The 25910-nt window shown below is 64.6% G+C and carries 26 protein-coding genes; 21 read left to right on the top strand and 5 right to left on the bottom strand.

From position 1 onward, the window contains the following. Positions 1–240: 240 nt before the first annotated feature. From NKH93_RS23940 to NKH93_RS23910, 7 genes are all read left to right on the top strand, one after another. Entirely contained in the window at positions 241–621 is a 381-nt protein-coding gene (locus NKH93_RS23940) for a hypothetical protein (protein WP_352470792.1), read from the top strand. A gap of 242 nt (positions 622–863) precedes the next feature. After that, positions 864–1283 carry a succinate dehydrogenase, cytochrome b556 subunit gene (gene sdhC, locus NKH93_RS23935; protein WP_292663224.1) on the top strand — a complete coding sequence of 140 codons (420 nt, stop codon included), beginning with the start codon at positions 864–866 and terminating at the stop codon, positions 1281–1283. Position 1284: 1 nt separating this feature from the next. Then, on the top strand, positions 1285–1680 hold the full coding sequence (gene sdhD / locus NKH93_RS23930) for a succinate dehydrogenase, hydrophobic membrane anchor protein (RefSeq protein ID WP_292663226.1): 396 nt from the start codon (positions 1285–1287) through the stop codon (positions 1678–1680). A gap of 4 nt (positions 1681–1684) precedes the next feature. Further along, positions 1685–3523, top strand: a complete 1839-nt coding sequence (gene sdhA / locus NKH93_RS23925) for a succinate dehydrogenase flavoprotein subunit (protein ID WP_352615442.1) — start codon at positions 1685–1687, stop codon at positions 3521–3523. Position 3524: 1 nt separating this feature from the next. Continuing rightward, complete coding sequence (locus NKH93_RS23920; protein WP_352470790.1) at positions 3525–3965, top strand: DUF3052 family protein; 441 nt, start codon at positions 3525–3527, stop codon at positions 3963–3965. Next, the gene (locus NKH93_RS23915) at positions 3965–4744 is read left to right on the top strand and encodes a succinate dehydrogenase iron-sulfur subunit (RefSeq protein ID WP_292663232.1); all 780 of its coding nucleotides are present in this window, start codon (positions 3965–3967) and stop codon (positions 4742–4744) included. The genes NKH93_RS23920 and NKH93_RS23915 overlap by 1 nt, the downstream gene beginning before the upstream one ends. Positions 4745–4994: 250 nt before the next feature. Beyond that, a complete protein-coding gene (locus NKH93_RS23910; protein WP_352972378.1) occupies positions 4995–5714 on the top strand; it encodes a YceH family protein in 720 nt (239 codons plus the stop codon). On the opposite strand, the gene NKH93_RS23905 is transcribed toward NKH93_RS23910, so the two are convergent. Continuing rightward, on the bottom strand, positions 5683–6108 hold the full coding sequence (locus NKH93_RS23905) for an OsmC family protein (RefSeq protein ID WP_352470788.1): 426 nt from the start codon (positions 6106–6108) through the stop codon (positions 5683–5685). The genes NKH93_RS23910 and NKH93_RS23905 overlap by 32 nt on opposite strands. 222 nt (positions 6109–6330) lie before the next feature. On the opposite strand from NKH93_RS23905, the gene NKH93_RS23900 reads away from it, so the two are divergent. From NKH93_RS23900 to NKH93_RS23890, 3 genes are all read left to right on the top strand, one after another. Further along, complete coding sequence (locus NKH93_RS23900; protein ID WP_352450153.1) at positions 6331–6570, top strand: hypothetical protein; 240 nt, start codon at positions 6331–6333, stop codon at positions 6568–6570. 2 nt (positions 6571–6572) lie between these two features. Beyond that, positions 6573–6929 (top strand): YciI family protein, encoded by a 357-nt coding sequence (locus NKH93_RS23895; protein ID WP_352615439.1) that lies wholly within the window; start codon positions 6573–6575, stop codon positions 6927–6929. Positions 6930–7072: 143 nt separating this feature from the next. Continuing rightward, positions 7073–7600, top strand: a complete 528-nt coding sequence (locus NKH93_RS23890; RefSeq protein ID WP_352540843.1) for a hypothetical protein — start codon at positions 7073–7075, stop codon at positions 7598–7600. 138 nt (positions 7601–7738) lie between these two features. Here NKH93_RS23890 and NKH93_RS23885 read toward each other — a convergent pair whose 3' ends face one another. Continuing rightward, complete coding sequence (locus NKH93_RS23885) at positions 7739–8983, bottom strand: ubiquinone biosynthesis hydroxylase (RefSeq protein WP_352920585.1); 1245 nt, start codon at positions 8981–8983, stop codon at positions 7739–7741. 100 nt (positions 8984–9083) lie between these two features. Between NKH93_RS23885 and tesB the strand changes: the two genes are divergently transcribed. The 6 genes from tesB (at position 9084) to NKH93_RS23855 (ending at position 16638) form a co-directional block, all read left to right on the top strand. After that, positions 9084–9959, top strand: a complete 876-nt coding sequence (gene tesB / locus NKH93_RS23880) for an acyl-CoA thioesterase II (RefSeq protein WP_031212697.1) — start codon at positions 9084–9086, stop codon at positions 9957–9959. A gap of 219 nt (positions 9960–10178) precedes the next feature. After that, entirely contained in the window at positions 10179–10517 is a 339-nt protein-coding gene (locus NKH93_RS23875) for a P-II family nitrogen regulator (protein ID WP_023679755.1), read from the top strand. Between the two features lie 49 nt (positions 10518–10566). Next, complete coding sequence (locus NKH93_RS23870; RefSeq protein ID WP_502896491.1) at positions 10567–11889, top strand: ammonium transporter; 1323 nt, start codon at positions 10567–10569, stop codon at positions 11887–11889. Positions 11890–12230: 341 nt separating this feature from the next. Next, entirely contained in the window at positions 12231–14888 is a 2658-nt protein-coding gene (locus tag NKH93_RS23865; RefSeq protein ID WP_352540844.1) for an FtsK/SpoIIIE family DNA translocase, read from the top strand. A 129-nt stretch (positions 14889–15017) separates the two neighbouring features. Beyond that, a complete protein-coding gene (locus tag NKH93_RS23860; RefSeq protein ID WP_031213172.1) occupies positions 15018–15701 on the top strand; it encodes an outer membrane lipoprotein carrier protein LolA in 684 nt (227 codons plus the stop codon). A gap of 130 nt (positions 15702–15831) precedes the next feature. Next, positions 15832–16638 carry an exodeoxyribonuclease III gene (locus NKH93_RS23855; protein WP_352450145.1) on the top strand — a complete coding sequence of 269 codons (807 nt, stop codon included), beginning with the start codon at positions 15832–15834 and terminating at the stop codon, positions 16636–16638. Positions 16639–16650: 12 nt separating this feature from the next. Here NKH93_RS23855 and NKH93_RS23850 read toward each other — a convergent pair whose 3' ends face one another. Genes NKH93_RS23850 through NKH93_RS23840 form a run of 3 tightly spaced genes read right to left on the bottom strand, consistent with a single transcriptional unit; the run spans position 16651 to position 19830 of the window. Then, positions 16651–17502, bottom strand: a complete 852-nt coding sequence (locus tag NKH93_RS23850) for a TIGR01459 family HAD-type hydrolase (protein ID WP_352920470.1) — start codon at positions 17500–17502, stop codon at positions 16651–16653. Beyond that, complete coding sequence (locus NKH93_RS23845; RefSeq protein ID WP_352972372.1) at positions 17499–18785, bottom strand: FGGY-family carbohydrate kinase; 1287 nt, start codon at positions 18783–18785, stop codon at positions 17499–17501. The genes NKH93_RS23850 and NKH93_RS23845 overlap by 4 nt, the downstream gene beginning before the upstream one ends. Before the next feature lies 1 nt (position 18786). Beyond that, positions 18787–19830 (bottom strand): class II aldolase/adducin family protein, encoded by a 1044-nt coding sequence (locus NKH93_RS23840; protein ID WP_352920476.1) that lies wholly within the window; start codon positions 19828–19830, stop codon positions 18787–18789. 228 nt (positions 19831–20058) lie between these two features. Between NKH93_RS23840 and NKH93_RS23835 the strand changes: the two genes are divergently transcribed. The 5 genes from NKH93_RS23835 (at position 20059) to NKH93_RS23815 (ending at position 25781) form a co-directional block, all read left to right on the top strand. Next, on the top strand, positions 20059–20841 hold the full coding sequence (locus NKH93_RS23835) for a DeoR/GlpR family DNA-binding transcription regulator (protein ID WP_023680486.1): 783 nt from the start codon (positions 20059–20061) through the stop codon (positions 20839–20841). Continuing rightward, the gene (locus NKH93_RS23830) at positions 20838–22217 is read left to right on the top strand and encodes an FGGY-family carbohydrate kinase (RefSeq protein WP_352920479.1); all 1380 of its coding nucleotides are present in this window, start codon (positions 20838–20840) and stop codon (positions 22215–22217) included. The genes NKH93_RS23835 and NKH93_RS23830 overlap by 4 nt, the downstream gene beginning before the upstream one ends. Continuing rightward, entirely contained in the window at positions 22214–23758 is a 1545-nt protein-coding gene (locus NKH93_RS23825; protein ID WP_352920482.1) for a sugar ABC transporter ATP-binding protein, read from the top strand. The genes NKH93_RS23830 and NKH93_RS23825 overlap by 4 nt, the downstream gene beginning before the upstream one ends. Positions 23759–23778: 20 nt before the next feature. After that, positions 23779–24756 carry an ABC transporter permease subunit gene (locus NKH93_RS23820; protein WP_502894527.1) on the top strand — a complete coding sequence of 326 codons (978 nt, stop codon included), beginning with the start codon at positions 23779–23781 and terminating at the stop codon, positions 24754–24756. A gap of 86 nt (positions 24757–24842) precedes the next feature. Next, complete coding sequence (locus NKH93_RS23815; RefSeq protein WP_352470775.1) at positions 24843–25781, top strand: ABC transporter substrate-binding protein; 939 nt, start codon at positions 24843–24845, stop codon at positions 25779–25781. Positions 25782–25910: the final 129 nt, after the last annotated feature.

Genomic DNA, 25910 nt, shown 5'->3' with positions numbered 1-25910 from the left:
GTTGCTGAGAGGCAAGCCTCCTCGAATCAGAAATTAACCTTTTATTAACCTTTGTTAAGAGGGCAACCGCAGCACGGGCGAGGTCTCGGAAAATATGGTTAATACCCGATCGCCCACCGGCCATCATTCGGCCACGCCTTGTTCCCACCATTCCCAGCATCGGGCGCGACTCAAAAAGCATGAAATCCGGTGGCTTGCCGGAGCATCGCGGCGGGCTCGATACGCGGTGGGGAAGGCAGCATGAGATTACGCCGCACGTTTCGGATGGCGCTGGCCATTCCGCCGCTGCTGGCTGCAGCCGCCTGCGCGCCGCAGACCAGCGCGCCCAAGCTCGGCAACACGGCCGCCGCTTCCGTGTCGCTTGCTCCGGCTGCTAGCGAACCGACGGCACCGCAGCCGCGCACAGCTACTTACAACTGCGCCGACGGCAGCGTGATGACCATCGAGAATCTCGGCACGTCGGTGCGCGTCCTCGGCCAGAACGGCGCCAGCGCCGAGCTGCCGGCCTCACCGGCCAATCAGACCAGCCGTTACGGCGAGGCGCATGACGCAATCGTGATCGATGGGCGTGAGGCGCTGGTGATGAAGGGCGGTGCACCACCGCTGGCCTGCAAGCGCTGATCCGCCCCTTGCGCCAGCCATATTTTGCAGTGCGGCGACATTGTGCCGGCGCAAGGCGACAGCCCTAATCGATTGAAGCTGAAAGCCTGGCTTTCATCAGACTAAATTACGTTTTCGAAACGGTTTTCCGGCTTTGACGCGGTGCAAAAAGAGCATTAGAAACCGGCTGTCCGAAGTCGCAACCGGAAGCGGTAATGCCGCATTCCCACCTGAGGCTCCAGAGACGCCGAACTGGGGGAGCCATGAGCAAATCACCAGCCACCCGCGAATTTGCCAGGCGTGAACGGCCGCTTTCGCCGCATCTGACCGTCTATCGGCCGCCGATCACCATGACGATGTCGATCGTCCACCGCATCACCGGCGGGGCGCTCTATTTCGGCACGCTGCTGGTCGCGCTGTGGCTGATGGCGGCGGCGAGCTCGGAGGCGACCTTCAACGCCGTAAACTGGGCCTTCGGCTCGTGGCTGGGACGGCTGGTGCTGTTCGGCTACAGCTGGGCGCTGATGCACCACATGCTGGGCGGTGTGCGCCATCTTATCTGGGACACTGGGGCAGGGCTGGAAAAGCATACGGCATCGAGGATCGCCTGGGCGACGCTTGCCGGCTCGGTCACGCTGACGCTGCTGATCTGGATCGCCGGCTACATGGCGCGGGGAGCCTGACATGAACGGCAAGAACACCGACATGCGCACGCCGCTGGCCAAGGTCCGCGGCCTCGGTTCCGCCCGCGAGGGCACCGGCCATTTCTGGCGCCAGCGGCTGACGGCGATCTCCAATATCCCGCTGGTCCTGTTCTTCGTCGGCTTCCTGATCGCACTCAACGGCGCCAGCTATCTCGAGGTGCGCGCCGCACTTGCCAATCCGTTCGTTGCACTGGTGCTGGCGCTGGTGCTGTTGTCGGTGCTCTACCACATGCGGCTCGGCATGCAGGCGATCATCGAAGACTATGTGCATGGCGAAGGCACCAGGCTGGCGCTGCTCGCCCTCAACACATTCTTTCCCGTAGTCGTCGGCGTCGCTTCGGTCTTCGCCCTGCTTAAACTGGCATTTGGAGGCTGATTTTTTGGCCAAGGACGCGAAGAACGCCAACACGGCTTCCGCCTATAGCTATGTCGATCACAAATTCGACGTCGTGGTCGTCGGCGCCGGCGGCGCCGGCCTGCGCGCCGCGCTCGGCATGGCCGAGCAGGGCCTGCGCACCGCCTGCATCACCAAAGTGTTCCCGACGCGCTCGCATACGGTTGCGGCGCAGGGCGGCATCGCCGCCTCGCTCGCCAATATGGGTCCCGACAACTGGCAGTGGCATCTCTTCGACACCGTCAAAGGCTCAGATTGGCTGGGCGACACCGACGCTCAAGAATACATGGTGCGCGAAGCGCCGGCGGCGGTCTACGAGCTCGAGCACTACGGCGTTCCCTTCAGCCGCACCGAGGACGGGAAAATCTACCAGCGGCCGTTCGGCGGAATGATGATGAATTTCGGCGAGGGGCCGCCGGTGCAGCGCACCTGTGCGGCCGCCGACCGCACCGGCCACGCCATGCTGCACACGCTCTACGGCCAGTCGCTGAAGCACAATGCGCAGTTCTTCATCGAGTATTTCGCGCTCGACCTGATCATGGAGCCGGACGGCACCTGCACCGGCGTCGTCGCCTGGAACCTCGACGACGGCACCATCCACCGCTTTTCGGCCAAGATGGTGGTGCTGGCGACCGGCGGCTATGGCCGCGCCTATTTCTCGGCCACCTCGGCGCATACCTGCACCGGCGATGGCGGCGGCATGGCCGCACGCGCAAGCCTGCCGCTGCAGGATATGGAGTTCGTGCAGTTCCACCCGACCGGCATATACGGCGCCGGCTGCCTGATCACCGAGGGCGCGCGCGGCGAGGGCGGCTATCTCGTCAATTCCGAGGGCGAGCGCTTCATGGAGCGCTACGCGCCGTCAGCCAAGGATCTGGCTTCGCGCGACGTGGTCTCGCGCTGCATGACGCTGGAAATCCGCGAGGGCCGCGGCGTCGGCCCGAAGAAGGATCACATTTTCCTGCATCTCGACCATCTCGACCCGGCCGTTCTGCACGAGAGGCTTCCGGGTATTTCGGAATCGGCAAAGATCTTTGCCGGCGTCGACCTGACCAAGGAGCCGATCCCGGTGCTGCCGACGGTCCACTACAATATGGGCGGCGTGCCGACCAATTACTGGGGCGAGGTGCTGAACCCGACGGCGTCGAATCCGGACCAGGTGTCGCCCGGGTTGATGGCGGTCGGCGAAGCCGGCTGCGCCTCGGTGCACGGTGCTAACCGGCTGGGCTCCAACTCGCTGATCGACCTGGTGGTGTTCGGCCGTGCGGCGGCAATCCGGGCCGGCCAGGTGATCGACCGCACATCGGCGATCCCTTCGCCCAACGAGGCCGCCGTCGAAAAGATCATGGACCGCTTCGACCGGCTGCGTCACGCCAACGGCTCGACGCCGACCGCGGTGTTGCGCGAAAAGATGCAGAAGGCGATGCAGGAGGACGCGGCGGTGTTCCGCACCCAGGACTCGCTGGAAAGCGGCTGCAGGCGCATTTCCCAGATCTGGGGTGAACTCGGCGACGTCAAGGTGTTTGACCGCTCGATGATCTGGAACTCCGACCTGGTCGAGACGCTGGAGCTGGAAAACCTGATGGCCAACGCCATCACCACCGTCTACGGCGCCGAGGCGCGCAAGGAAAGCCGCGGCGCGCACGCGCGGGAGGACTTTTCGGCCCGCGACGACGCCAACTGGCGCAAGCATACGCTGGCCCGGCTCAACGAGGCCGGCGAGGTGGCGCTCACCTACCGGCCGGTGCACACCGAAACGCTGCTCAAGGAAGCAGACGGCGGCATCAACCCGGCCAAGATCGCGCCGAAGGCCAGGGTGTATTGAGATGAGGCTGCTGGCGGTTGCGGGATATTCCGGCACGCCCCTTCCGGCCAAGCTCGGCCTGAAGGACGGGATGATTGCCGCTTTCGTCGCCTTGCCGGCCGAACTCGAGGATTTGGCCGAAGCCGTGGATTTTGCCGAGCTCGATCGGCTGGCCAACTGGTCGGCGATTTCGGGCGTTCATGAGAAATACGATGCCGTACATGCTTTCACCCGGCAGCGTGTCGAGATCGAGGACCGTCTTGGCGACGTCGAAGCGGCAATCAAGCGGGACGGCATGGTCTGGGTGTCATGGCCGAAGAAGGCATCGAAAGTGCCGACCGACGTCACCGAGGACGTTATCCGCACAGAGGCGCTGAAGCTCGACCTTGTCGACGTCAAGGTCGCCGCCGTGAACGAGATCTGGTCCGGGCTGAAGCTCGTCATCCGAAAGGACCTGAGGTAATGGTCGAACTCACGCTTCCGAAAAACTCGAAGATCATGGCCGGAAAAACTTGGCCGAAGCCGGAGGGCGCGACCAACCTGCGCGAATATCGCATCTACCGCTGGTCGCCGGACGATGACGAGAACCCGCGCATGGATACGTATTTCGTCGACATGGACGATTGCGGGCCGATGGTGCTCGACGCGCTGCTCTGGATCAAGAACAAGATCGATCCGACGCTGACGCTGCGCCGCTCCTGCCGCGAAGGCATTTGCGGCTCGTGCGCCATGAACATCGACGGGTCGAACACGCTGGCCTGCACCAAGGGCTGCGACGACATTTCCGGCGCGATCAAGGTCTATCCGCTACCGCACATGGCCGTGGTCAAGGACCTGGTGCCCGACCTCACCAATTTCTACGCCCAGCACGCCTCGATCGAGCCGTGGCTGAAGACGGTGTCGCCCGAGCCGGCCAAGGAATGGCTGCAGAGCCATGAGGACCGCGAAAAGCTCGACGGGCTCTACGAGTGCATATTGTGCGCCTGCTGCTCGACCTCCTGCCCGAGCTACTGGTGGAACGGCGAGCGCTATCTCGGCCCGGCGACGCTGCTGCAGGCCTATCGCTGGCTGATCGATTCCAGGGACGAGGCGACGGGCGAGCGGCTCGACAATCTCGAAGACCCGTTCCGGCTCTATCGCTGCCACACCATCATGAACTGCGCCCAGACTTGCCCCAAGGGGCTCAACCCGGCCAAGGCGATCGCCGAGATCAAGAAGATGATGGTGGAGCGACGGGTTTAGGCGGCGGGCGGGTTGCAGCCGAGATCGTCTCGTCCGCAGCGATCCTTCGCGCCCCCCTCTGTCCTGCCGGACATCTCCCCCCTTGAGGCCTCTTGAGGGGGGAGATTAGCAGCTTGGAGGACAGCGCCCTTTCTGCAGCCTTGAAAAGTGGCGAAGCGGTGATGACAGCCAATCTCCCCACTAGAGGGGGAGATGTCCGGCAGGACAGAGGGGGGCGCTGTCCCGCCGAGTTCGAAAGGATAGCAAACTTATGACCGATTCCGACCTTCCCATCCTCTCTCCCATCGAAGCCCGCGTGCTCGGCTGCCTGATCGAGAAGAAGGAGCTGACGCCGGACGTCTATCCGCTGACGCTCAATGCGGCAAATGCGGCGGCCAACCAGAAGACGGCGCGCGAGCCGGTAATGTCGGTCGAGCTTGCCGAGGTCAGGCGGGCGCTTGGCCAGCTGGAGCAGAAGGGCCTCGTCAGGCAAGTGTTCGCGTCGCGCGTCGAGCGCTACGAGCATATCGTGGCGCAGCGCTTTTCCCTGACCTCGGCGCAGATCGCGCTGCTCGGCCTGTTGCTGCTGCGCGGCCCGCAGACGGCCTATGAATTGCTGGCGCGAAGCGAGCGCATGGCGCGGCTGCCGTCGATCGACGAGCTTCGCGGCAATCTCGATCTGCTGATCGGCCGCCGGCCACCGCTGGTGCAGCAGATCGATCGCGGCCCAGGCCAGCGCGAGGATCGCTACGTCCATCTGCTCAGCGGGCCGCCGCAGCTGTCGGCTGCCGCAGCACCCCTGCAGTCGTCCTCGCCGGCGTCGGATATGGAAATGCGCGTGCGGGCCCTCGAGGAGGAGGTCGCGGCATTGCGCGCCCGCCTCGACGCGCTCGTTGGCGAAAAAAGCCAATATCATTCGAGAGGGGGCGCGAAGGATCGCCCGCTTCGCAGACCAGCTCTCACCCGAGCCTGGCGTCGAGCGATACTTTGATGGCGCCGAGCGCTTTCGAGACCGGGCATTCGGCCTTGGCCTTCTCGGCCAATTCCTTGAACTTGGCGGCATCAATGCCCGGTACCTTGCCGACCAGCGTGATCGCGCTGCCGGTGATGCCGGTGCCGGGGACCAGCGTTACCACGGCCTTGGCGTCGAGCTCGGCAGCCGGAGTGCCGTTCTCGGCGAGAAAATGCGAAAGCTGCATGGCGTAGCAGCCGGCATGGGCGGCGGCGATCAGCTCTTCCGGGTTTGTGCCGGATTTGCCGCTTTCATCCTCGAAACGCGTCTTGGCCGAATAGGGTGTGCCCTTCAGCACCCCGCTCTGGGTTTCGAGTGTGCCCTTGCCTTCCTTGAAACTGCCTTTCCAAACGGCGTTGGCGGTGCGGTCCATCAATTCCTCCTTGATTGTCGTGGCTGAGCCCGTGATCGGCATCCAGTCGACTATAGCGCGCGCGGGAGCGAAGGCCACCCACGCTTTCGTATCGGCGGCGGCGTGACACATCATGTCGAGCGAAAAAAATTCGAAAAAAATATGCGTGCAAAAATGTCGACTTCCATCTGTCCCGGCCGTCCTGCGGGCGGCCATGGACTTGGTGGCCGGATGGAGGACCACATGAACAATCTGTTTTCTGCTCACTGGACAAGCACCGGCCACAGGGCCGGTGAACAACAAGCCGACTGGTCGCGCCTGCAGCCTTCCGGCTTCGGCCGACTGCTTGCGGCGATTGCCATCATTGGGATTGCGGTATCTCTTCTCGACTATGCTGCGGCCGGTCTCGATTCTGCGGCAGGCAAGGGCTCCGCGGAGATTTCCGTAGCCTCGTCTTCGGCTTCAAGCCAGGAATGGAGATAAAAATGAAGTATGTTTGCCTAGTCTATGGTGAAGAAAAAGATCTCTACGCAATGACCCCCGAGAGGCTGGCCAAGCTCGACGCCGATTCGATGGCCCATGACCGGTCATTGGACCAACGCGGGATGCTGATCATCGCGCAGGCGCTGCAATCGGTGCAGACGTCGAAAACCGTTCGCAGGCGCAAGGGCAAGCGGCTGGTCACCGACGGCCCCTTCGCCGAAACCAAGGAGCAGTTGCTCGGTTTCGTCATGATCGAGGCCGAGAGCCTCGATGAGGCGCTGGAGATCGCGGGCGAGATTCCGCTGGCCGAAATCGGCACGATCGAGGTGCGGGCGATCTACAACGTGCCGGGGTCGTAGGGATGTCCCGATAAGATCCTTAGCAAAGTGATGGCGGCCGGCGACTGGCGCGGGCTGTCGTTTTCTTCAATCGGCGCAACTTTTGCGTGTTGAAGCGAAGCAATACTTCTCCTATCGTCGCCCGAGATTGGGGGATCTTGGGCATGCATATATTGATTGCTGCAATCGGCCTGCTGGGGGCGGCGGCGTTCTGGTGGTACCGGCTGAAGACCATGAACGACGCGGCGCGTGAGGTTGCCGACGTGGTTGGCCGCGTCCAGGGCAACGTCCGCCGCAAGAAACTGCGCAAGCAGGCGGCGCTCTCGCCGCTGACGGCGATCGACGATCCGGTCGTCGCCGCCGCGACGCTGATCACCGCCATCGTTTCCGAACATGGTCCTGTGCTGCCGCAACGCGAAGCTGCCATTCGATCGGTGATCTCGGAGATTGCCGACAAAAAACAGACCGATGAAGCGGTGATCTACGCCAAATGGGCGGCATCGCAAATCGACGACGCCACGGTGGTCATCGACAAGCTGGCACCGTTCCTGCGCGAACGGCTCGACGCGGCCGAAAGGAGCGATCTGCTGCGGATGGTCAGCCGTGCGGCGGAAGCCGGCGGTCAAAACCTGCAAATTCCCGACCAGCGCATGCTGCGGCTGCGCCAGAAGCTGGGCTTCGAGGTCAACTAAGTTCCCTGACACGGAAATTTGGCAGACCGCATGGCGATCAAGCCGAGACGCCTGATCGCTTCGTCATCCTGGGTTCTTCTCTCCGCTTCGCGTCGCTACGCCCAGGGATGACGAAGTTGGGGAAGCTTCAGGGCCTGTTTAGATCGCCTCGCCCTTCAACAGTTTCGGCGTGTCGCCGGACAGACCCGACGCCTGGCGGATGAAAAACCCCTTCAGCCGGGGCATGCGCTCGACGAGGCCGAGGCCGATGTCGCGCAAAGTGCGCAGCGGGCCGAAATCGTTGGAAAACATCCGGTTCAGCACATCGGTGGTGATGCCCATCTGCACCGTGTCGAAACGCCGCCATTGCTGGTAGCGCTCGAGCACGTCGAGCGCGCCGATGTCCTGGCCGAGCCGGTCGGCCTCGACCACCACTTCGGCCAGCGCCGCCACGTCCTTGAAGCCGAGATTGAGACCCTGGCCGGCGATCGGGTGGATGCCGTGGGCGGCGTCGCCGGCCAAGGCGATGCGCGGCGCGACGAAGGCGCGCGCAATGATCAGCCCGAGCGGCCAGGCACGCGGCTTGTCGGCGAGATGGATTTCGCCGAGTTTCAGGCCAAAGCGCTGCTCGAGCTCATATTCCAGGACCAGCGTGTCGCCACTGACCAGTTTCTCGGCATCCTGCGACCGTTCGACCCAGACGATCGACGAGCGGTTGGTGCCGTCCTTGCCCGGCTTGAGCGGCAGCGTGGCAAACGGGCCTGCGGGGAGGAAATGCTCTTCGGCGCGGCCGTTGTGCGGCCGCTCGTGCGCCACCGTGCAGACGATGCCGGACTGGCCATACTCCCATTTCACCGTCTTGATGCCGGCCATGTCGCGCAGCTTCGAATTGACGCCGTCGGCGGCAACCAGCAGCCGCGCCTTCAGCGTCGCGCCGTCGGCAAGATGCACGGTGATGCCGGCGCCGTTGATGTCGAAGGCGCTGACGGCGACGCCTTCGATGATGCCGATGCCGAGTTGTTCGGCGCGCCGGCGCAAGGCGCCGTTCAAATCCTTGTTGGCGACCATATGCGCAAAGGGTTCGCCGGGCGCGACCTCGCCGTCGAAAGTGAGGAACACCGGGCGGACCGGATCGGATGTGCGCGAATCGGTGACGATCATTTCGGTGATCGCCTGCGCCCCCGGCGCGATCTCGTTCCAGACGCCGAGCTGGTCGAGCATGCGGCACGCGGCGGCGGCAATCGCCGAGGCGCGGCCGTCCTTCCGCCAGACCCTGGCGGGTGCTGCATCGACGACGGCGACGGCGAGGCTCGGCCGCGCCTGCTTCAGCGACACGGCGGCGGCTAGGCCGACATAACCGGCGCCGGCGACCAGAACGTCGAGCGAATTCTTGCTGTCGACCATGGCAATTCCTTTCGCAGCCTGACTGTCGCCGGGCATTCCGCCCTTGACTGCCCGCTGTTCCTGTCGGAAACCGCCATGGTAATTTAGCGGCGAGGTCAAGATGACGGCAGCCATGGACGAGCTTCTCGGCATTCTCGACCTCGAGCAGCTGGAACACAACCTGTATCGTGGTCGCAGCCCCAAGCTCGATTGGCAGCGCATCTTCGGCGGCCAGACCATCGCCCAGGCGCTGGTCGCCGCGCAGCGAACGGTCGAGCCCGAGCGCCACGTGCATTCGCTGCATGGCTATTTCATGCGGCCGGGCGACACCAAGGTGCCTATCATCTACGAGGTCGACCGCATCCGTGACGGCGGCTCCTTCACCACGCGCCGCGTCGTGGCGATCCAGCACGGCCAGGCGATCTTTTCGCTGGAAGCCTCGTTCCAGCAGGATGAGGTCGGCCTGGAACATCAGGTGCCGATGCCGCAGGACGTGCCGGCGCCCGACACGTTGCTGTCGCAGCGCGAATTGCTGGGCAAGTTCGGCGAAGCCGTGCCCGACGGCATCAAGCGCTATTGGGAGCGCGACCGGCCGATCGAGATGAAGCCGGTGATGCTGAAGCATTATACCAGCCGGGAAAAGCTCGAGCCGAAGCAGAACATCTGGATCCGCACCACCGGCCCGGTGCCGGCCGACCGCGCCACGCAGGCGGCCGTGCTCGCTTACCTCTCGGATATGACGCTGCTCGACACCTCGACCTTTGCTCATGGCCGCGCCATTTTCGATCGTGATATCCAGGCAGCCAGCCTCGACCACGCCATGTGGTTCCACCGCAGCCATCCGCTCGACGACTGGATGCTGTACACGCAAGACAGTCCGTCGACGCAAGGATCGCGTGGCTTTACCCGCGGCTCGCTGTTTGCCCGCGACGGCACCTTGATCGCCTCGGTTGCCCAAGAAGGACTCATCCGGCTGAAGCGGCCGCCTGCGGAGTAGGCATTTTTCGAAATTTGCCTATTTTTTAAGCATATGCACTGCCGCGCCTGTGAACAGGCAGCTGCCAGACCTTCTCGATTTCGTTGTTTAACAACAGCTTAACACCCTGCTTCGGCAATTGGCACGGAGCTTGAATCCTAGCGGGCACTCTCCGGCTCTCATGGGGATCGGCGAAGTCGTGCAAACGCGGGGACCCGCAACAGCAAAGGGTGAAACCTTATGAAGATCGTGATGGCAATCATAAAGCCGTTCAAGCTCGACGAGGTGCGCGAGGCGCTCACCGCAGTCGGCATCCAGGGCCTGACCGTCACCGAAGTAAAAGGCTACGGACGTCAGAAGGGTCACACGGAAATCTATCGCGGGGCGGAATACGCGGTCAGCTTCCTGCCGAAGATCAAGATCGAAGTCGCGGTCGCTGTCGACATGGTCGACAAGGCCGTCGAAGCCATCACCGCGGCGGCCAAGACCGGCCAGATCGGCGACGGCAAGATCTTCGTTTTCGGCATCGACCAGGCGGTGCGCATTCGCACCGGCGAAACAGACACCGACGCGCTTTGAGCTGCGGATACGTATTCCAATGGAGAGTTCAATGAATATTCCTTCCACCTTGAAGATAACGGGACGCGCGGCCGTTTTAAGTTCGCTCGCTCTCGCTGCACTGGGCTCGGTTGCTGCGTTCGCGCAGGAAGCGGCACCGGCGGCACCGGCTGCCCCTGCGCCCGCGCTCGACACCGGCAACACAGCCTGGATGCTGACCTCGACGGCGCTGGTGCTGATGATGACCGTACCGGGCCTGGCGCTGTTTTATGGCGGCATGGTGCGCAAAAAGAACGTGCTCGCCACCATCATGCAGAGCTTTGCCATCACCTGCCTGGTGACGGTGCTGTGGTTCATGTTCGGCTACTCGCTGGCCTTCTCGGATGGCGGCGGCATGAATGCCTATCTCGGCGGCTTCTCGAAGTTCTTCCACAACGGCATCACCACCTCCTCGCTGTGGCTGCCGGGCGTGGCGAACATTCCTGAGTTCGTCTTCTCGATGTTCCAGATGACCTTCGCCATCATTACGCCGGCGCTGATTGCCGGCGCCTTCGCCGAACGCATGAAGTTCTCGGCGCTGCTCATCTTCATGGGCGCGTGGCTGCTGGTGGTCTACGCCCCGATCGCGCACTGGGTGTGGGGCGGCGGCTTCCTCGGCACAGCCGGCGTTCTCGATTTCGCCGGCGGCACGGTCGTTCACATCAACGCCGGCGTTGCCGGCCTGGTCTGCGCGCTGGTTCTCGGCAAACGTGAAGGCTACGGCACCACCAACATGGCGCCGCACAACCTCGTCTACTCCGTCATCGGCGCTTCGCTGCTGTGGGTCGGCTGGTTCGGCTTCAACGCCGGCTCGGAACTGGCCGCCGACGGCCTTGCCGGTGCCGCGATGCTGAACACCCAGGTTGCCGCTGCCGCCGCGGCGCTCGCCTGGATGTTCGCCGAATGGATCGTCGCCAAGAAGCCGAGCGTGCTTGGCATCATCTCGGGCGCCGTCGCCGGCCTGGTCGCGGTGACGCCGGCTTCCGGTTTCGTCAATCCGACCGGCGCCTTCATCGTCGGCATCGTCGCCGGCGTGCTCTGCTACGTCTCGGCCGTCAAGCTCAAGCACGCGTTCGGCTATGACGACTCGCTCGATGCATTCGGCGTGCACGGCATCGGCGGCATCATCGGTGCACTGCTGACCGGCGTGCTCGCCGATCCGGCGATCAACAGCCTTGGCTCGGGTGCCTCTGTCGGCAAGCAGCTCTACGGTATCGTCTTCACCATCCTGTGGACGGCGATCGCGAGCTTCGTGATCCTCTATATCGTCAAGGCGCTGGTCGGCCTGCGTCCTTCCACCCAGGAAGAGGTCGAAGGCCTCGACATCAGCCAGCACGGCGAAGTGGTGCCGTGAGGTTTATTGGCTGGCACCGGCGTTTTGCCGGTGCCGGGAAGATCCCGTCGTGATGTTCCCGAAAGGGCTCACGCCTTGAGGCCCGGAAACCTTCCGGGCCTTTTTTTGTGTGCAGGCGGCCGTTATGGCTCGATCACACAATCGCTTGATCAAGGTGCTCGATCCGCCGGCGGCGTGAAACAGCGGCCGCAACGCTCCGAACTGTGGTGGCGGTCGCCCGTTCCGGTGACGCAGAATGCCCATGGTTAATGCGCCCTTAACCTTCCCGCCGCTAGTCTGACAGCCGAATCTGCCGTGTTGCGCGTCCGCGCCCGGCCGGGCAACGACAGACGAGGAAGAGCATGCGTTCAGGGGCTTCAGCACCGCTTGCGCTGGCCGATACGGAGCACGGCATCCGGTCGTTCGCGAGGCGCCAGGTCGGGCGGCTGGTCGGTGCCGGGCTGTTTGCTCTGGTTGGTTTCGGCGTCGCCGCCCTTGCCACCTGGAACGTCGCCGATCCGAGCTTTTCGCACGCCACCGACAATATCGTCACCAATGCAATGGGTTATGCCGGCGCCGTCTTTTCCGACATTGCCATGCAGTTCTTCGGACTTGCCGCCGTTGCGGCGCTGGTGCCGGCGGTGATCTGGGGATTTCTGCTGTTTACCGCGCGCGGCGTCGACCGGCTGCCGAAACGGGCACTGGCCTGGTTCGGGTTTTCGCTGCTTGGCGCGGCAATTGCCGGCTGCGTGGTGCCGCCCAAGACCTGGCCGCTGCCGACTGGCCTCGGCGGCGTCTTCGGCGACATGGTGCTCAATATCCCGGGCCTGGTCATCGGCGGCTATCCGACCGGCCTCGTCGCCAGCGTGCTCGCCGTGCTCCTGGCAGCGCCGGCGCTGTGGGTATTCTTGTATGGCTCGGCGCTGATTTCGCGCAAGAACGGCTTTGCCGTCCTCGAACAGCCCGCAGTGCCCGATCCGCAGGACGACCTGCTTTTCGACAATGAAGAGGACGAGGGCGACGAAGGTATTTTGGCGCTTGGCGCCATCACCCACTGGTGGCTGTCGCTGCGGGCCTATCTGCGCCGCCGCGCCGCGCGCCGGCGCGAGCGCGACGATTTCGAGCCGGAGATGGAACCGCGCCCCAGCGCCTGGCGGCGGGCGGCCGAACGGGTCGAATCGGCCGAGTTCGCCGAGGCGCGGATGAGCCCGGGCGGGCGCGCCCGCGTCGAGCCGGAATTCTTCGCCGCCATGGTCAACGACCGCAGTGCCTCGATCGACCCTGACGATGCCGACGTCTTCGATAACGACGACAATGACGACGACATGGATTTCGCGCCCGAGCCGGCCGGCCAGCGCCGCGCCGCGCCAACGGCCAGGGTGCAGAACTTCCGTTCCGACGCGGCGACACGCGTCGAGGCGCCGGCGCCGCGGCCGGCCCCCGGCGCCCGCGTCCAGCGCGAGGCGCAGACTTCGCTGATCGGCTCGGAAAAATTCGAGATGCCGTCGCTGCACTTCCTGTCGGAACCAAAGAACGTGGTGCGCGACGCCAGCCTGTCCAAGGATGCGCTGGAGCAGAACGCCCGCCTGCTCGAGGGCGTGCTGGAGGATTTCGGCGTCAAGGGCGAAATCATCCATGTGCGTCCGGGTCCGGTCGTCACGCTCTACGAGCTGGAACCGGCGCCCGGCATCAAATCGTCGCGGGTCATCGGCCTGTCCGACGACATCGCCCGCTCGATGAGCGCCATCGCCTGCCGTGTCGCCGTGGTGCCCGGCCGCAACGCGATCGGCATCGAATTGCCGAACGCCAGGCGCGAGACGGTCTATTTGCGCGAGATCATGGCCAGCCGCGATTTCGAAACCACCAAGGCCAAGCTGGCGCTGGCGCTGGGCAAGACCATCAATGGCGAGGCGGTGATCGTCGACATCGCCAAGATGCCGCACGTGCTGGTCGCCGGCACCACCGGCTCGGGCAAGTCCGTCGCCATCAACACCATGATCCTGTCGCTGCTCTACCGGCTGACGCCGCAGGACTGCCGGCTGATCATGATCGATCCAAAGATGCTGGAGCTCTCGGTCTATGACGGCATTCCGCATCTTCTGACGCCGGTCGTCACCGATCCGAAGAAGGCGGTGGTGGCGCTGAAATGGACCGTGCGGGAGATGGAGGACCGCTACCGCAAGATGTCCAAGGTCGGCGTCCGCAACATCGACGGCTTCAACGCGCGCGTGCAGCAGGCCGAGAAAAAGGGCGAAAGGATCTCGCGCACCGTGCAGACCGGCTTCGACCGCCAAACCGGCGAGGCGATCTACGAGACGGAGAACCTCGACCTCGAGCCGATGCCCTACATCGTCGTCATCATCGACGAGATGGCCGATTTGATGATGGTCGCCGGCAAGGACATCGAAGGCGCGGTGCAGCGCCTGGCGCAGATGGCGCGCGCCGCCGGCATCCATGTCATCATGGCGACGCAGCGGCCATCGGTCGACGTCATCACCGGCACCATCAAGGCGAATTTCCCGACCCGCATCTCCTTCCAGGTGACATCGAAGATCGACAGCCGCACCATCCTGGGCGAACAGGGCGCCGAACAGCTGCTCGGCATGGGCGACATGCTCTACATGGCCGGCGGCGGCCGCATCCAGCGCGTGCACGGTCCCTTCGTCTCCGACGACGAGGTGGAGAAGATTGTCGCGCATCTGAAATTGCAGGGCGTGCCGGAATACCTCGACGCCATCACCGAGGACGACGACAAGGATGACGATGAGCCGACGGGCAAAGGCAGTGGCGGCGGCGACGGCGGCAATTTCGAGGATTCCGACGATCCCTACGACCAGGCGGTCGCGGTGGTGCTGCGCGACGGCAAGGCCTCGACCAGCTACATCCAGCGCCGGCTCGGCATCGGCTACAACCGCGCCGCCTCGATCATCGAGAAGATGGAGAAGGAAGGCATTGTCGGCCCGGCCAACCATGCCGGAAAACGCGAAATCCTGGTGCCGACGGAGGACGACAAGTTCTAGAGCGCGTCCGCGCCGGCAACTTTGAACCTTTTGGCGCGTTGCAACGATGAGCGCCGTGCCGCCAAACTTAAGCCCAACTGGGGGGCCAGACCAATATAACGAGCAAGCAATCAGATGATGGTGACCGGCATGAAAAACGCAACTCTCGCCCCAAGCAGGGATTTCGCCCCAACCCGCCGGCAGGTGCTCGGCCTCGGCCTGGTCCTGGCCGGTGCGGCGGCCGCCAACCTCGTGCCCGGCTTCCAGCTGCTGGCGTCGGCGCAAGCAGCGGTTCCGGCGACGGCGCAGAAGATCGCCGATCATTTCTCCTCGGTCAAATCGATGAGCGGCGAGTTCGTGCAGTTCGGACCCAAGGGCGAGCAGACCGGCGGCAAGTTCTTTCTGGAACGGCCGGGCAAGATCCGCTTCAATTATGACGGCGCCTCGAATTTCAGGGTGATTTCCGACGGCAAGTCGGTGGTCATCCTCAACAAGAAGCTGCGGACGTCCGACCTCTATCCGCTGTCGAAGACGCCGCTGAAGCTGCTGCTCGACGACAAGATCGATCTGTCGGGCGGGCGCGTCAGAAGCGTCAAGGAAGAGGACGATCTCACCACCATCCAGCTTGCTGACAAATCGGTGTTCGGCAATTCGAAGATCACCATGATGTTCGATCCGAAATCTTATGAATTGCGGCAGTGGACCATCACCGATGCGCAAGGCAAGGACACGACGGTGATGATCTTCAACACCAAGGAGGGCGTCAGCTTCGCCCCCGACACCTTCGCCATCGACTATACGGCGAACCGCGAGCTGAACACCAAGACGCGGTAACTTCCTACTGCTGCGGGATAGCTTTTCCCGCGTTGGTGCGGGCGGCTTGTTTTTGCGGTGCGCGGCTGGCAGTAGTTTCCGCGATTGACTTCCGGCGGAGCCATCCGGCGGATCTTGCGTGGAACCCCACATGCCGTTTTCCGTCGCTACCTGGAACATCAACTCCGTCCGGCTGCGCATGCCGATCGTCGAGCGCCTGCTGGTCGAGCAGGCGCCGGACGTGCTCTGCCTGCAGGAAACCAAGGTTCCGGACGAATTGTTTCCGGAGAAGGCGTTCCGCAAGCTCGGCTACGAGCACATCGCCTTCCATGGCCAGAAGGGCTATCACGGCGTTGCCACCATAGCGCGGCGGCCGATCGAGGTGGTCGAAAAGCGCCGCTTCTGCGAGATCGACGACAGCCGGCATCTGTCGGTCACCGTCAACGCCGGCGGCAAAACGATCCTGCTGCACAATTTCTACGTTCCGGCCGGCGGCGACGAGCCCGACCCGGCCGTCAACCGCAAGTTCAAGCACAAGCTCGATTTCGTTGCCGAGATGAACGCCGTGCGGGCCGAGCATGACGAGCACTCCGGCTCGATCCTGGTCGGCGACCTCAACATCGCGCCGCTCGAGCACGATGTCTGGTCGCACAAGCAGCTCCTCAATGTCGTCAGCCATACGCCGGTCGAGACGGAAAACTTCGAGGCAATGCGGCTCGCCGGCGACTGGATCGACCTGATGCGGCTCAATGTGCCTTACGAGGAGAAACTCTACACCTGGTGGAGCTATCGCGCCCAGGATTGGCAGGCCTCAAATCGCGGCCGCCGCCTCGACCATGTCTGGTCGTCGCCAAACCTGGTGCCGCATTTTGCCGGCTATGAAATCCTGCGGCCGGCGCGCGGCTGGGAACGGCCCTCGGACCATGTGCCGGTGATCGGGCGTTTCAACCTGGATTAGCTTTGTCTCGCCTCAGCGAAACCTGAAGCTATCCGCGATGTAGTCGGGACGGGCGTTCAGCGTGGCGAAAACGTCCTCCAGGTCAGGCGCCCCCGCCAATATGCCCGACAGGACCAGCGTCGTCGCGACACCGACGCCGTTGCCGCCGGCGATGTCGTGCTCGACGCTGTCGCCGACGCAGACCACGCTGTCGCGCTCCGGGTGGCCCGCCAGTGCCAGCGCTGCCTCGAATATCTGCGGATTGGGCTTGCCAATGCGCACCACGCTGCCGCCGAGGCTCTCATAGAGATCGGCGAGCCGGCCGGCGCCGAAGCGAGGGCCGACGGCAGTCAGCATGATCTTGTCGGGATTGGTGCAGAAGCATGGCACCCGCCGCGCCGCCGCCGGACCAAGAAGCCGGCGATAATGGTCGAGGTCGTAGCGATCGCCCTCGCTGGCGGAAATCAGCACCAGTTCGGCATCGTAGCCGTCCTTGGCCAGGACGAAGGGCAGGCCGTCGACAGCCGAACGGTCATTGTCGCGGCGGATCAGCAGGCATTTTGTCTGCGGGCGCAGGGCTCCGGAGGCTGCCATTTGGTGGAAGGAGCGCCACGCCACCTCGCCGGAGGAGACAAAGTGATCCCAGCTTCCCGGTTCGAAGCCGAGCTTCAGCAGGCGGCGCTCATTGGGTTGCGCCCGCTTGCCGGAATTCGAGATCAGTACGATGGTCTTGCCGGCGCGCTTGAGTGCCGACAACGCTTCGACAGCACCTGGATAGGCGCTGGTGCCGTCGTGCAGCACACCAAATTGGTCGAGCAGGAACACCTGATAGCGGTCGGTCAGCGCGGCGATGCCGTCGAGGTGTTGAATTGCCTTGTCCGTCATAAAAGCCCCGCTGCGCTTGCGCCCATCAGCGCCAGCCGCGCCGTGCCGGCAGCGGCCTCCTCCGAAAGAGCCGGCACGAGAGCGACGCCAAGCTTGCGCTGCCGGATCGCTGTCCAGGCCGGATTGGCCGCACCGCCGCCGACGCTCCTGACCGATGTCAGCCGGGGGGCGCCGAGTTCGGCAAGCCGGCGATAGCCGAGCGCTTCGATCGCCGCAATACCCTCGAACATCGCTTTCAGATAGTCGGCGTCGTCGGCGGGCCGCGGCTCGAGGCGCGGCGGCAGCGCCGGATCGGCTATGGGGAAGCGTTCGCCCGGCGCCGGCAGCGGGTAATAATCGAGGCCGGTCTTCGTCGCCGGGTCGATTTTTTTGCTGAGTTCGACAATGCGGGCGACGGGGAAATGCTGGGCCAGCACCTTGCCGCCGGAGTTCGAGGCGCCGCCCGCCAGGTAGGTGTCACCCAGCCGATGGCTGTAAATGCCGAATTGCGGCGCCGAGATCGGCCGGTCGCAGAGAATCTTGATGGTCAGCGACGAGCCGAGCGCGGTAACGCCGTCGCCCGCGGCACTGGCACCGGTCGCCAGGAATGAGGCGCAACCATCCGTCGTGCCGGCAACGACAACCACGTCGCGCGGCAGGCCGAACATTTTCGCAGCGCTGGCGGTGAGCGTGTCCGTGACATCGCCCGGCCGCACGACGCGGGGCAGGAATTCCATGCGCACGCCGGTCGCCGCGATCCAGTCCGGCCAGCGCCGGGCCTCGACGTCGTAGCCGGTCTTCAGGGCGTTGTTCTCGTCGCTGACATCGAAATGGCCGGAAAACTGTCCGGCGATCCAGTCTGCCTGGTGCAGCACAGTGGCGACGCCGGGCAGGTGCTGGAAAGACAGCGCCTTGGCGAGACCGGAGGTTGCCCCGAGTGCAGCGCTCGTTGCCGGTGCCGCGCCGGCTATTGCTGTCAGAATAGTGTCGTCAGCGACCTTGTCGTTGTACATCAGCGGTTCGGCCAGCGGCCGCCCGGCGCCGTCGACCGGCAGCAGCGTGCCCGACGTACCGTCGACGGCGATCGAGCGCACTGCCGCGCGATCGATACATTTGACCAGTTCCGCCAAAGTCGCGCCGACCGCCTCCCACCATATTGCGGGGTCACGGCCGTTCGGCCCAAATCGCTCGAGGGCAATAGCGGAATGCGCGGCAACGGAAAAGTCCGGACGCATGGCGACGGCGCGCGCGCCGGATGTGCCGATGTCGATGCCGATGGCAAGCGGGCCAGACGAACGCGACATGTCAGCTGCCTCCGGCATTGAGTTTCTGGCGATATTTTTCGGCGTCCCAGTTGATCAGCTCGTCATTCTCCGCCGCTGTCAGATAATTCAGCTTCGCCGAGACATCGATCCGCGCCGTCACGTCGGAAAGGCAGCGCTGCATGGCGTCGGCACCGGCGCCGGCGTCGCCGCGCATCAACACGCCGAGTCCAGGAAACAGGATCGCCACGGGTGCGGCGCCGCAGCGCTCGATGACGCGCTTCACACCCTCGTCCGGTCTCGCCACGACCGAGCCTTCGCCGAGAAAGATGACGTGGTCGGGGTAGAGGCTGCCACCCGAAGCCATGCGGCAGCTTTCAGGGTCGATCGCCACCGCATGCGCCTCAACGTCCGCCGGCAATCTGTAGTCGCTGTCGCCGGCGCGCGCCGTCAATGCCGCGATGTCCGGTTCCGCCACCTGGCGCGGCGGCCGCGCCAACAGTCGTGTCACGCGCCGCAGCAGCATGTCGGCCGCGGCGACGGTCTCGGCTGCAACGACCAGGCCGTGATTGCCGAGGATCAGGATATCCACGCCTGGCCGAAGGCGCTCGGCGATACCCTGCGCGAGCGGCAGTCCCGGCCGGCGATAGGGAATATACGCCCATTGATGGCCGTTGAGCCGCCTGGCGGCCTCGGCCTCGCAGTCGGCCTGCACGGCCAGCGAAATGGTCTCGACGCAGTGAACATGCAGAACGATGCGCTGCGGCATCAGCGCATGCACGGTGGTCTCGATCGACGGGCGCAAGCCGCGCGCGTTGAGGGCGTCGACAGTGAAGGCCTGCGGCTGTTCGGCGGCCGGCTCGCGCCGTTCGATGGCGTCGAGCAATGGCGGGATGCCGACCGGCACCATGATGTCGGCGATGAGCGCGTCCTTCAGCCAGGTGCCGGAGGCCTTGATCCAGAGCGTGTCGCCGGCTTTCAGCGAGGTGTTGCCGCCGGCGGCCTGGGTCAGATGCGGGTCGCTGCCGATGGCGGCCGAAAGCGACCGCAGCGCTGCCAGTTCCTGCGCATCCGCAGTGATCGTCATCGAAATTCCTCTACAATCCGGCCGCGTGGCCACGGCTTTGGACGTCCCGGTGCCGGGACGAAGATCCATGCTGGTATCGCAGATGCGAGTAAGTTACGTCAACAGTGATGTTATCGCGTCAAATCAGGCTTGCAATCCGAGGGCCGTTGAGTAAGTTGCACCAATTGCCATGCAAAACGGCAATGCCGTGCAAAATGCTTGGGAGGCAAGCGCATTGGGAGGTAAGGGTTGAGCGACTCCGGCCGCCAGCGTCAGATTGTCGAGCTTTTGCGGGACCGGCCTTTCGCATCGGTGCGCGAGCTGCAGGAGCGGCTTGGCGTATCGGCGGCGACGGTGCGGCGCGACATCGACAAGATCGACGAGGCCGGCGAAGCGCGCAAGGTCTATGGCGGCATCTCGGCGCTCGATGGCGCTTCGCAAGCCGGCGTCGCCTATGCCAGGCCCTATGACGAGAACCGCGACCTCGCCGTCGAGGCCAAGCGGCAGATCGCCGCTCTCGCCGCCACCATGGTGCGCGACGGCGACGCGGTCATCGTGCATGGCGGTTCGACCTGCTTCCATCTCGGCGTCAAGCTCGCCGACCGCAACATCCGGCTCTACACCAACTCGATGCCGCTCGCGGCCTATCTCAGCGACCACGGCCATTGCAGCCTCACCGTCGCCGGCGGCGAACTGCACCGCGAGCCGGGCATCATCCATTCGCTGACGCAGACGGTGCCGTTCTACGCCTCGAAGTTCTTTCTCGGCGCGCAAGGCATCGGCCAGGAAGGCCTTCTGGAATCGCACCCGCTGCTGGTCCGCTCGATCGTCGAGCTCAGCCTCTGCGCCGACCAGATCGTCGTGCTGGCCGACAGCCGAAAATTGTCGATCCACGCGCGCAATGTGGCACTGCCGCTGTCGCGGATCGGCACGCTGGTCACCGATGACGGCCTGTCCGAGACAGATGCCCGCATGCTCGAAGATGCCGGCGTCATGGTGCGGATCGCGGCTTCCTCGGGAGGCGCCCAGTGAACATCGCCGTCCTCGATTTCGGCAAGACCAATTCGAAGCTGTTCGTCTTCGGCCAGGACGGACAGATCCTCGACGAGCGCCGCAGCCAGCCGAGCTGGATCCGCAAAGGCGGCTTCAGCGTGCTCGACGAGCCAGCGCTGCACGACTGGGCGGCTCGCGCCATCGATGCTGCAGTCGACACGCATGGCGTGGAAGGGCTGATGGTATCCGGCCATGGCTGTACCTTCGCGTTGGTCGACGAAGCCGCGCTGACGCATCCGATCCTCGATTACGAGCAGGAACCGCCAGCTGAAATCGCCGCGCAGATCGACCGCCGCATTCCGGATTTTGCCGAGACCTTTTCGCCGCGCCTGCCGCTTGGCTTCAACTACGGCCGCCACATGTTGTGGCTGAACGAGGTGGAGCCCGGTGCCTTCGCCGCAGCGAAATCGATCCTCGGCTACCCCCAATATTGGAGCTGGCGGTTTGGCGGCCGGCCGGTATCGGAAGTGTCGTATCTTGGCTGCCACTCGCATTTATGGGCGCCGCGCAAACGCGATTTCAGCTCGCTAGTCGATGCCGAGGGCTGGCGCGGCCAGATGCCCGCCTTCGAGCGTGCCGGCGCGGTGATCGGCGAGCAGCGCTTCGGCCAGGCCGCGAAGCCTGTCGCCATCCATAATGGCGTCCACGACAGCAATGCCGCGCTCCATGCCTACCGCCGGCAGCAGCTCGGGCCGGTGACCGTGGTCTCGACCGGCACCTGGGTGGTCGTCCTCAATCCCGACTGCCCGCTCGACGCACTCGACGGCGAGCGCGACATGCTGGTCAATGTCGATGTCGATGGCGGCCCGGTGCCAACCGTCCGCTTCATGGGTGGGCGCGAATTCGCCACGATCAGCGCTGGCTGGCAGGGCGCAATCGCGCCGTCATCGATACAACGGGTGATCGACGCCGGCATTATGGCGCTGCCGAGCTTCGCCCCCGGCGGCCCGATGCCGCACCGCCGCGGCGAACTGGTCGGGCGTACGCCCAATGCCGAGGAACGCGCGGCCATGGCGCTGCTCTATGTCGCGCTGATGGTCGATCTGTGCCTCGAGTTGATCCATTCGGACAACACAGTGATCGTCGACGGCGGCCTGAACAATGGCGGCCTGCTTGCCGCGTTGCTGGCGCAGTTGCGGCCCGGGCAGGCTTTCCTGCAGGGCGCAACGCTGGAGGGCAGCGCCACCGGTGCTGCCGCACTTGCCTTCGAAAGCGTCGGACGCGAGTTTGCCACCGAAGCGCCGGAGGCGGTGCATGCGGCAAGTTTCAGCGGCCTTGCCGGCTATCGCAACGACTGGCGCGGCCTTGCCGCCGACCGGGCTGTGGCCAGCGCAGCTGCAGGAGGTGCGCGATGAGCGCCGCCGCCCGGATCGAGACGGTGCGCCAGCCGGTGCTGGAGATGCGCCACATCTCCAAGACGTTCGCTGCGATCCGCGCCTTGCACGATGTGTCGCTGGCCGTTCACGCCGGCGAGCTGCACGCGCTGATGGGCGAAAACGGTGCCGGCAAGTCGACGCTGATGAAGGTGCTGTCCGGCGCCTATCGGCCGGACCCCGGCGGCGAAATCCTGATCGACGGCGTGCCGGCCGCGACGGGCGACCCGATCAAGGCGCGCGCCGCCGGCATTGCGGTCATCTATCAGGAGCTGTCGCTGGCGCCTAATCTGTCGGTAGCGCAGAACATTTTTCTCGGCAACGAGCCGCGACGGTTCGGCGTTGTCGACCGCGAGCAGTGCAATCGGCGCGCCAGCGAGATCATCGCGCGGCTCGGCGTGACCTTCTCGGCGCGCACTCCGGTCGCAAGCCTGTCGCTCGGCGAGCGACAGCTGGTGGAAATCGCCCGCGCGCTGTCGACCAATGCGCGCATCATCGTCATGGACGAGCCGACCACGTCGCTGACCTCGCGTGAGACCGACCGGCTGTTCGAGGTGATCGCGACGCTGAAGTCGCAAGGCATCGCCATCATCTACATCAGCCACCGCATGGAAGAGGTCTACCAGCTCGCCGACCGCGTCAGCGTGCTACGCGACAGCGGCTATGTCGGCACGCTCGACCGCGCCGACCTGAACGCCTCGCGCCTGGTATCGATGATGGTCGGGCGCGATCTGTCGACGTTCTACAAGAAGGATCACCGTCCGCCGGACAGCAAGCGCGCCATCGCGCTGTCGGTGCGCGGCATGTCGGACGGCAATCTCATAAAGAATTGTTCCTTCGACCTCCACAAGGGCGAGGTGCTGGCACTGGCCGGCCTGGTCGGCTCGGGCCGCACCGAACTGGCACGGCTGATCTTCGGCGCCGACAGGCACACATCAGGCACGCTGGAGCTCGGCGGCAAACCGATATCCATCGGTTCGCCGAGCGAGGCGCTCGATGCCGGCATCGCCTACCTGACCGAGGACCGCAAGCAACTTGGCCTGTTTCTCGACATGTCGATCTCCGACAATATCAGCATGGGCGTGCTGGCAAAGGACGCGAAGGCCGGCGGTTTGCGCGACTTCACGGCTGCCGAAAAGCGCGCCGCCAAGGCGGTGTCAGACCTCACCATCCGCACCAGCTCGGTGCAGGCCAATGCCGGCTCGCTGTCGGGCGGCAACCAGCAGAAGGTGCTGCTCGCCCGCCTGCTGGAAACCGAGCCGCAGGTCGTCATCCTCGATGAGCCGACCCGCGGCGTCGATGTCGGGGCCAAGTCGGAAATCTATCGGCTGATCGACAACCTGGCCAAGAAAGGCATCGCCATCCTGATGATCTCCAGCGAACTGCCGGAGGTGATCGGCATCGCCGACCGCGTGCTGGTGATGCGCGACGGCACCATTGCCGGCGAGGTGACGGCGTCGGAGGGCGAGCCGCTGCGGCAGGAAGCGATCATGGAACTTGCAACGGGAGCGGCTCAGCGATGACCGACAAGGTGGCCGACACGATGAAAGCGGACGACCGGGCGGTCGGCAGGAGCACGAGGTGGCGTACCGCCATTGCCGCACTCGGCATGCTGCCGATCCTGATCCTGCTGGCGGTCGGCTTCCAGTTCATCAATCCGCGCTTTTTCACCCAGACCAATCTGCTGATCGTCATGCAGCAATCGTCGATCAACATCGTGCTGGCCGCCGGTATGACCTTCGTCATCCTGACCGGCGGCATCGACCTGTCCGTCGGCTCGATCCTTGCCGCCTCGGCGATGGTGGCAGTGATGGTGTCGCTGGTGCCCGATTGGGGACTGCTGGGGGTGCCCGCGGCCATTCTCGTCGGGCTCGGTTTCGGCGTCATCAACGGGCTGCTGATCGCCTATATCAAGCTGCCGCCCTTCATCGTCACGCTGGGATCGCTGACCGCCGTGCGCGGCGTCGCCCGCCTGCTCGGCCAGGACACGACGGTGTTCAACGCGGACCTGCCGTTCGACTTCATCGGCAACGGTTCGCTGTTCGGCATTCCGTGGCTGGTAATCATCGCGCTGGCGGTCGTCGTCCTGTCCTGGCTGGTGCTCAAGCGCACCGTGCTCGGCACCTGGATCTACGCCGTCGGCGGCAACGCCGAGGCCGCCAGGCTGACCGGCATCAAGGTGCCGCTGGTGCTGCTCTTCGTCTACGGCGTTTCCGGCCTTCTGGCCGGCCTTGGCGGCGCCATGTCGGCGGCCCGGCTCTATGCCGCCAACGGGCTTCAGCTCGGCCAGTCCTACGAACTCGACGCCATTGCCGCAGTCATCCTCGGCGGCACCAGTTTCGTCGGCGGTGTCGGCTCGATCTGGGGCACGCTGATCGGCGGCCTGATCATCGCCGTGCTGTCCAACGGGCTCATCCTCGCCGGTGTTTCGGACATCTGGCAGTACATCATCAAGGGATTGGTCATCATCGTGGCGGTCGCCCTCGACCGTTACCGGCTCCAGGCAGGAGCAAGAACGTGATGGCCCTTAGTCGCCGGCATCCAACGAGCCGGTTTCATGTGTAACGCACCGTGAGAGGCGCGGGGCATCAGGAGGAAAATAAAACAATGAAGACCATCGCTAAACTGCTCTGCGGCGTCGCCCTTGCGGCCGCCGTCATCGCGCCGGCATCGGCAAAGGATCTGAACAAGGTCGGCATCTCGGTCGGACTGCTCGGCAACCCGTTCTTCGTCGCCACCATCAAGGGCATCGAGGACGCGGCCAAGAAGATCAACCCGAATGTGCAGGTGACCTCGGTATCGGCCGACTACGATCTCAACAAGCAGGTATCGCAGGTCGATTCCTTCATCGCTGCCGGTGTCGACGTCATCATGCTCAACGCAGTCGATGCCAAGGCGATCGCGCCGGCGGTGAAGAAGGCGCAGGCGGCCGGCATCGTCGTTGCCGCTTTCGACGTTTCGGCGCCCGGCGCCGACGTCACCGTGATGACCAACAACGTCAAGGCCGGCGAAGAGGCCTGCCAGTATCTGGTCGATAATACCGGCGGCAAGGGCGACTATGTCATCCTCAATGGCCCGGCCTCGTCGTCGATCCTGGAGCGGGTCAAGGGCTGCAAGGACGTGCTGGCAAAGCACCCCGACATCAAGATCCTTTCCGACGACCAGAACGCCGAAGGCTCGCGTGACGGCGGCCTGAAAGTGTTCCAGTCGCTGCTGACGCGTTTCGACAAGATCGACGCGGTCTTCGCGATCAACGATCCGACGGCGATCGGCGCCCAGCTTGCGGCCAAGCAGCTCAACCGCTCGGAGTTCATCTTCACCGCGGTCGACGGTGCACCCGATATCGAGAAGGAACTCGCCTCCGGCACGTCGATGATCAAGGCCTCGGCCTCGCAGGATCCCTATGTGATGGCCGGCCAGTCGCTGACGATGGCGGCTGACCTGCTTGCCGGCAAGAAGCCGGCCGAGCCGACGGTGCTGCTCGACCCGAAGCTGATCACGGCCGACAATTTGAAGGATTACAAGGGCTGGACCGCGGCTCGCTAAGCCTCCCAAGCCTGGTGGGGGGGGGGGGGGGGGGCGCCGCGGCGGGTGGGGGGAGGCGGGGGGTCGCAAAACCCAGTGCGGGGGGGGGTGGGGGGGAAGAGAAAAACAGCGAAGTCCTGGAAGGGGAGG

Origin of the sequence: Mesorhizobium sp. M0954, from assembly GCF_040319155.1 — a bacterium.
Classification (GTDB): Bacteria; Pseudomonadota; Alphaproteobacteria; order Rhizobiales; family Rhizobiaceae; genus Mesorhizobium.
This window is presented reverse-complemented; position numbering and strand designations above follow the sequence as displayed.

Bases quoted from the DNA above. Each gene is read 5' to 3' on its own strand.
- NKH93_RS23940 (WP_352470792.1), top strand. From the start codon at position 241: ATGAGATTACGCCGCACGTTTCGGATGGCGCTGGCCATTCCGCCGCTG.
- sdhC (WP_292663224.1), top strand. From the start codon at position 864: ATGAGCAAATCACCAGCCACCCGCGAATTTGCCAGGCGTGAACGGCCG.
- sdhD (WP_292663226.1), top strand. From the start codon at position 1,285: ATGAACGGCAAGAACACCGACATGCGCACGCCGCTGGCCAAGGTCCGC.
- NKH93_RS23920 (WP_352470790.1), top strand. From the start codon at position 3,525: ATGAGGCTGCTGGCGGTTGCGGGATATTCCGGCACGCCCCTTCCGGCC.
- NKH93_RS23915 (WP_292663232.1), top strand. From the start codon at position 3,965: ATGGTCGAACTCACGCTTCCGAAAAACTCGAAGATCATGGCCGGAAAA.
- NKH93_RS23910 (WP_352972378.1), top strand. From the start codon at position 4,995: ATGACCGATTCCGACCTTCCCATCCTCTCTCCCATCGAAGCCCGCGTG.
- NKH93_RS23905 (WP_352470788.1), bottom strand. From the start codon at position 6,108: ATGGACCGCACCGCCAACGCCGTTTGGAAAGGCAGTTTCAAGGAAGGC.
- NKH93_RS23900 (WP_352450153.1), top strand. From the start codon at position 6,331: ATGAACAATCTGTTTTCTGCTCACTGGACAAGCACCGGCCACAGGGCC.
- NKH93_RS23895 (WP_352615439.1), top strand. From the start codon at position 6,573: ATGAAGTATGTTTGCCTAGTCTATGGTGAAGAAAAAGATCTCTACGCA.
- NKH93_RS23890 (WP_352540843.1), top strand. From the start codon at position 7,073: ATGCATATATTGATTGCTGCAATCGGCCTGCTGGGGGCGGCGGCGTTC.
- NKH93_RS23885 (WP_352920585.1), bottom strand. From the start codon at position 8,983: ATGGTCGACAGCAAGAATTCGCTCGACGTTCTGGTCGCCGGCGCCGGT.
- tesB (WP_031212697.1), top strand. From the start codon at position 9,084: ATGACGGCAGCCATGGACGAGCTTCTCGGCATTCTCGACCTCGAGCAG.
- NKH93_RS23875 (WP_023679755.1), top strand. From the start codon at position 10,179: ATGAAGATCGTGATGGCAATCATAAAGCCGTTCAAGCTCGACGAGGTG.
- NKH93_RS23865 (WP_352540844.1), top strand. From the start codon at position 12,231: ATGCGTTCAGGGGCTTCAGCACCGCTTGCGCTGGCCGATACGGAGCAC.
- NKH93_RS23860 (WP_031213172.1), top strand. From the start codon at position 15,018: ATGAAAAACGCAACTCTCGCCCCAAGCAGGGATTTCGCCCCAACCCGC.
- NKH93_RS23855 (WP_352450145.1), top strand. From the start codon at position 15,832: ATGCCGTTTTCCGTCGCTACCTGGAACATCAACTCCGTCCGGCTGCGC.
- NKH93_RS23850 (WP_352920470.1), bottom strand. From the start codon at position 17,502: ATGACGGACAAGGCAATTCAACACCTCGACGGCATCGCCGCGCTGACC.
- NKH93_RS23845 (WP_352972372.1), bottom strand. From the start codon at position 18,785: ATGTCGCGTTCGTCTGGCCCGCTTGCCATCGGCATCGACATCGGCACA.
- NKH93_RS23840 (WP_352920476.1), bottom strand. From the start codon at position 19,830: ATGACGATCACTGCGGATGCGCAGGAACTGGCAGCGCTGCGGTCGCTT.
- NKH93_RS23825 (WP_352920482.1), top strand. From the start codon at position 22,214: ATGAGCGCCGCCGCCCGGATCGAGACGGTGCGCCAGCCGGTGCTGGAG.
- NKH93_RS23820 (WP_502894527.1), top strand. From the start codon at position 23,779: ATGAAAGCGGACGACCGGGCGGTCGGCAGGAGCACGAGGTGGCGTACC.
- NKH93_RS23815 (WP_352470775.1), top strand. From the start codon at position 24,843: ATGAAGACCATCGCTAAACTGCTCTGCGGCGTCGCCCTTGCGGCCGCC.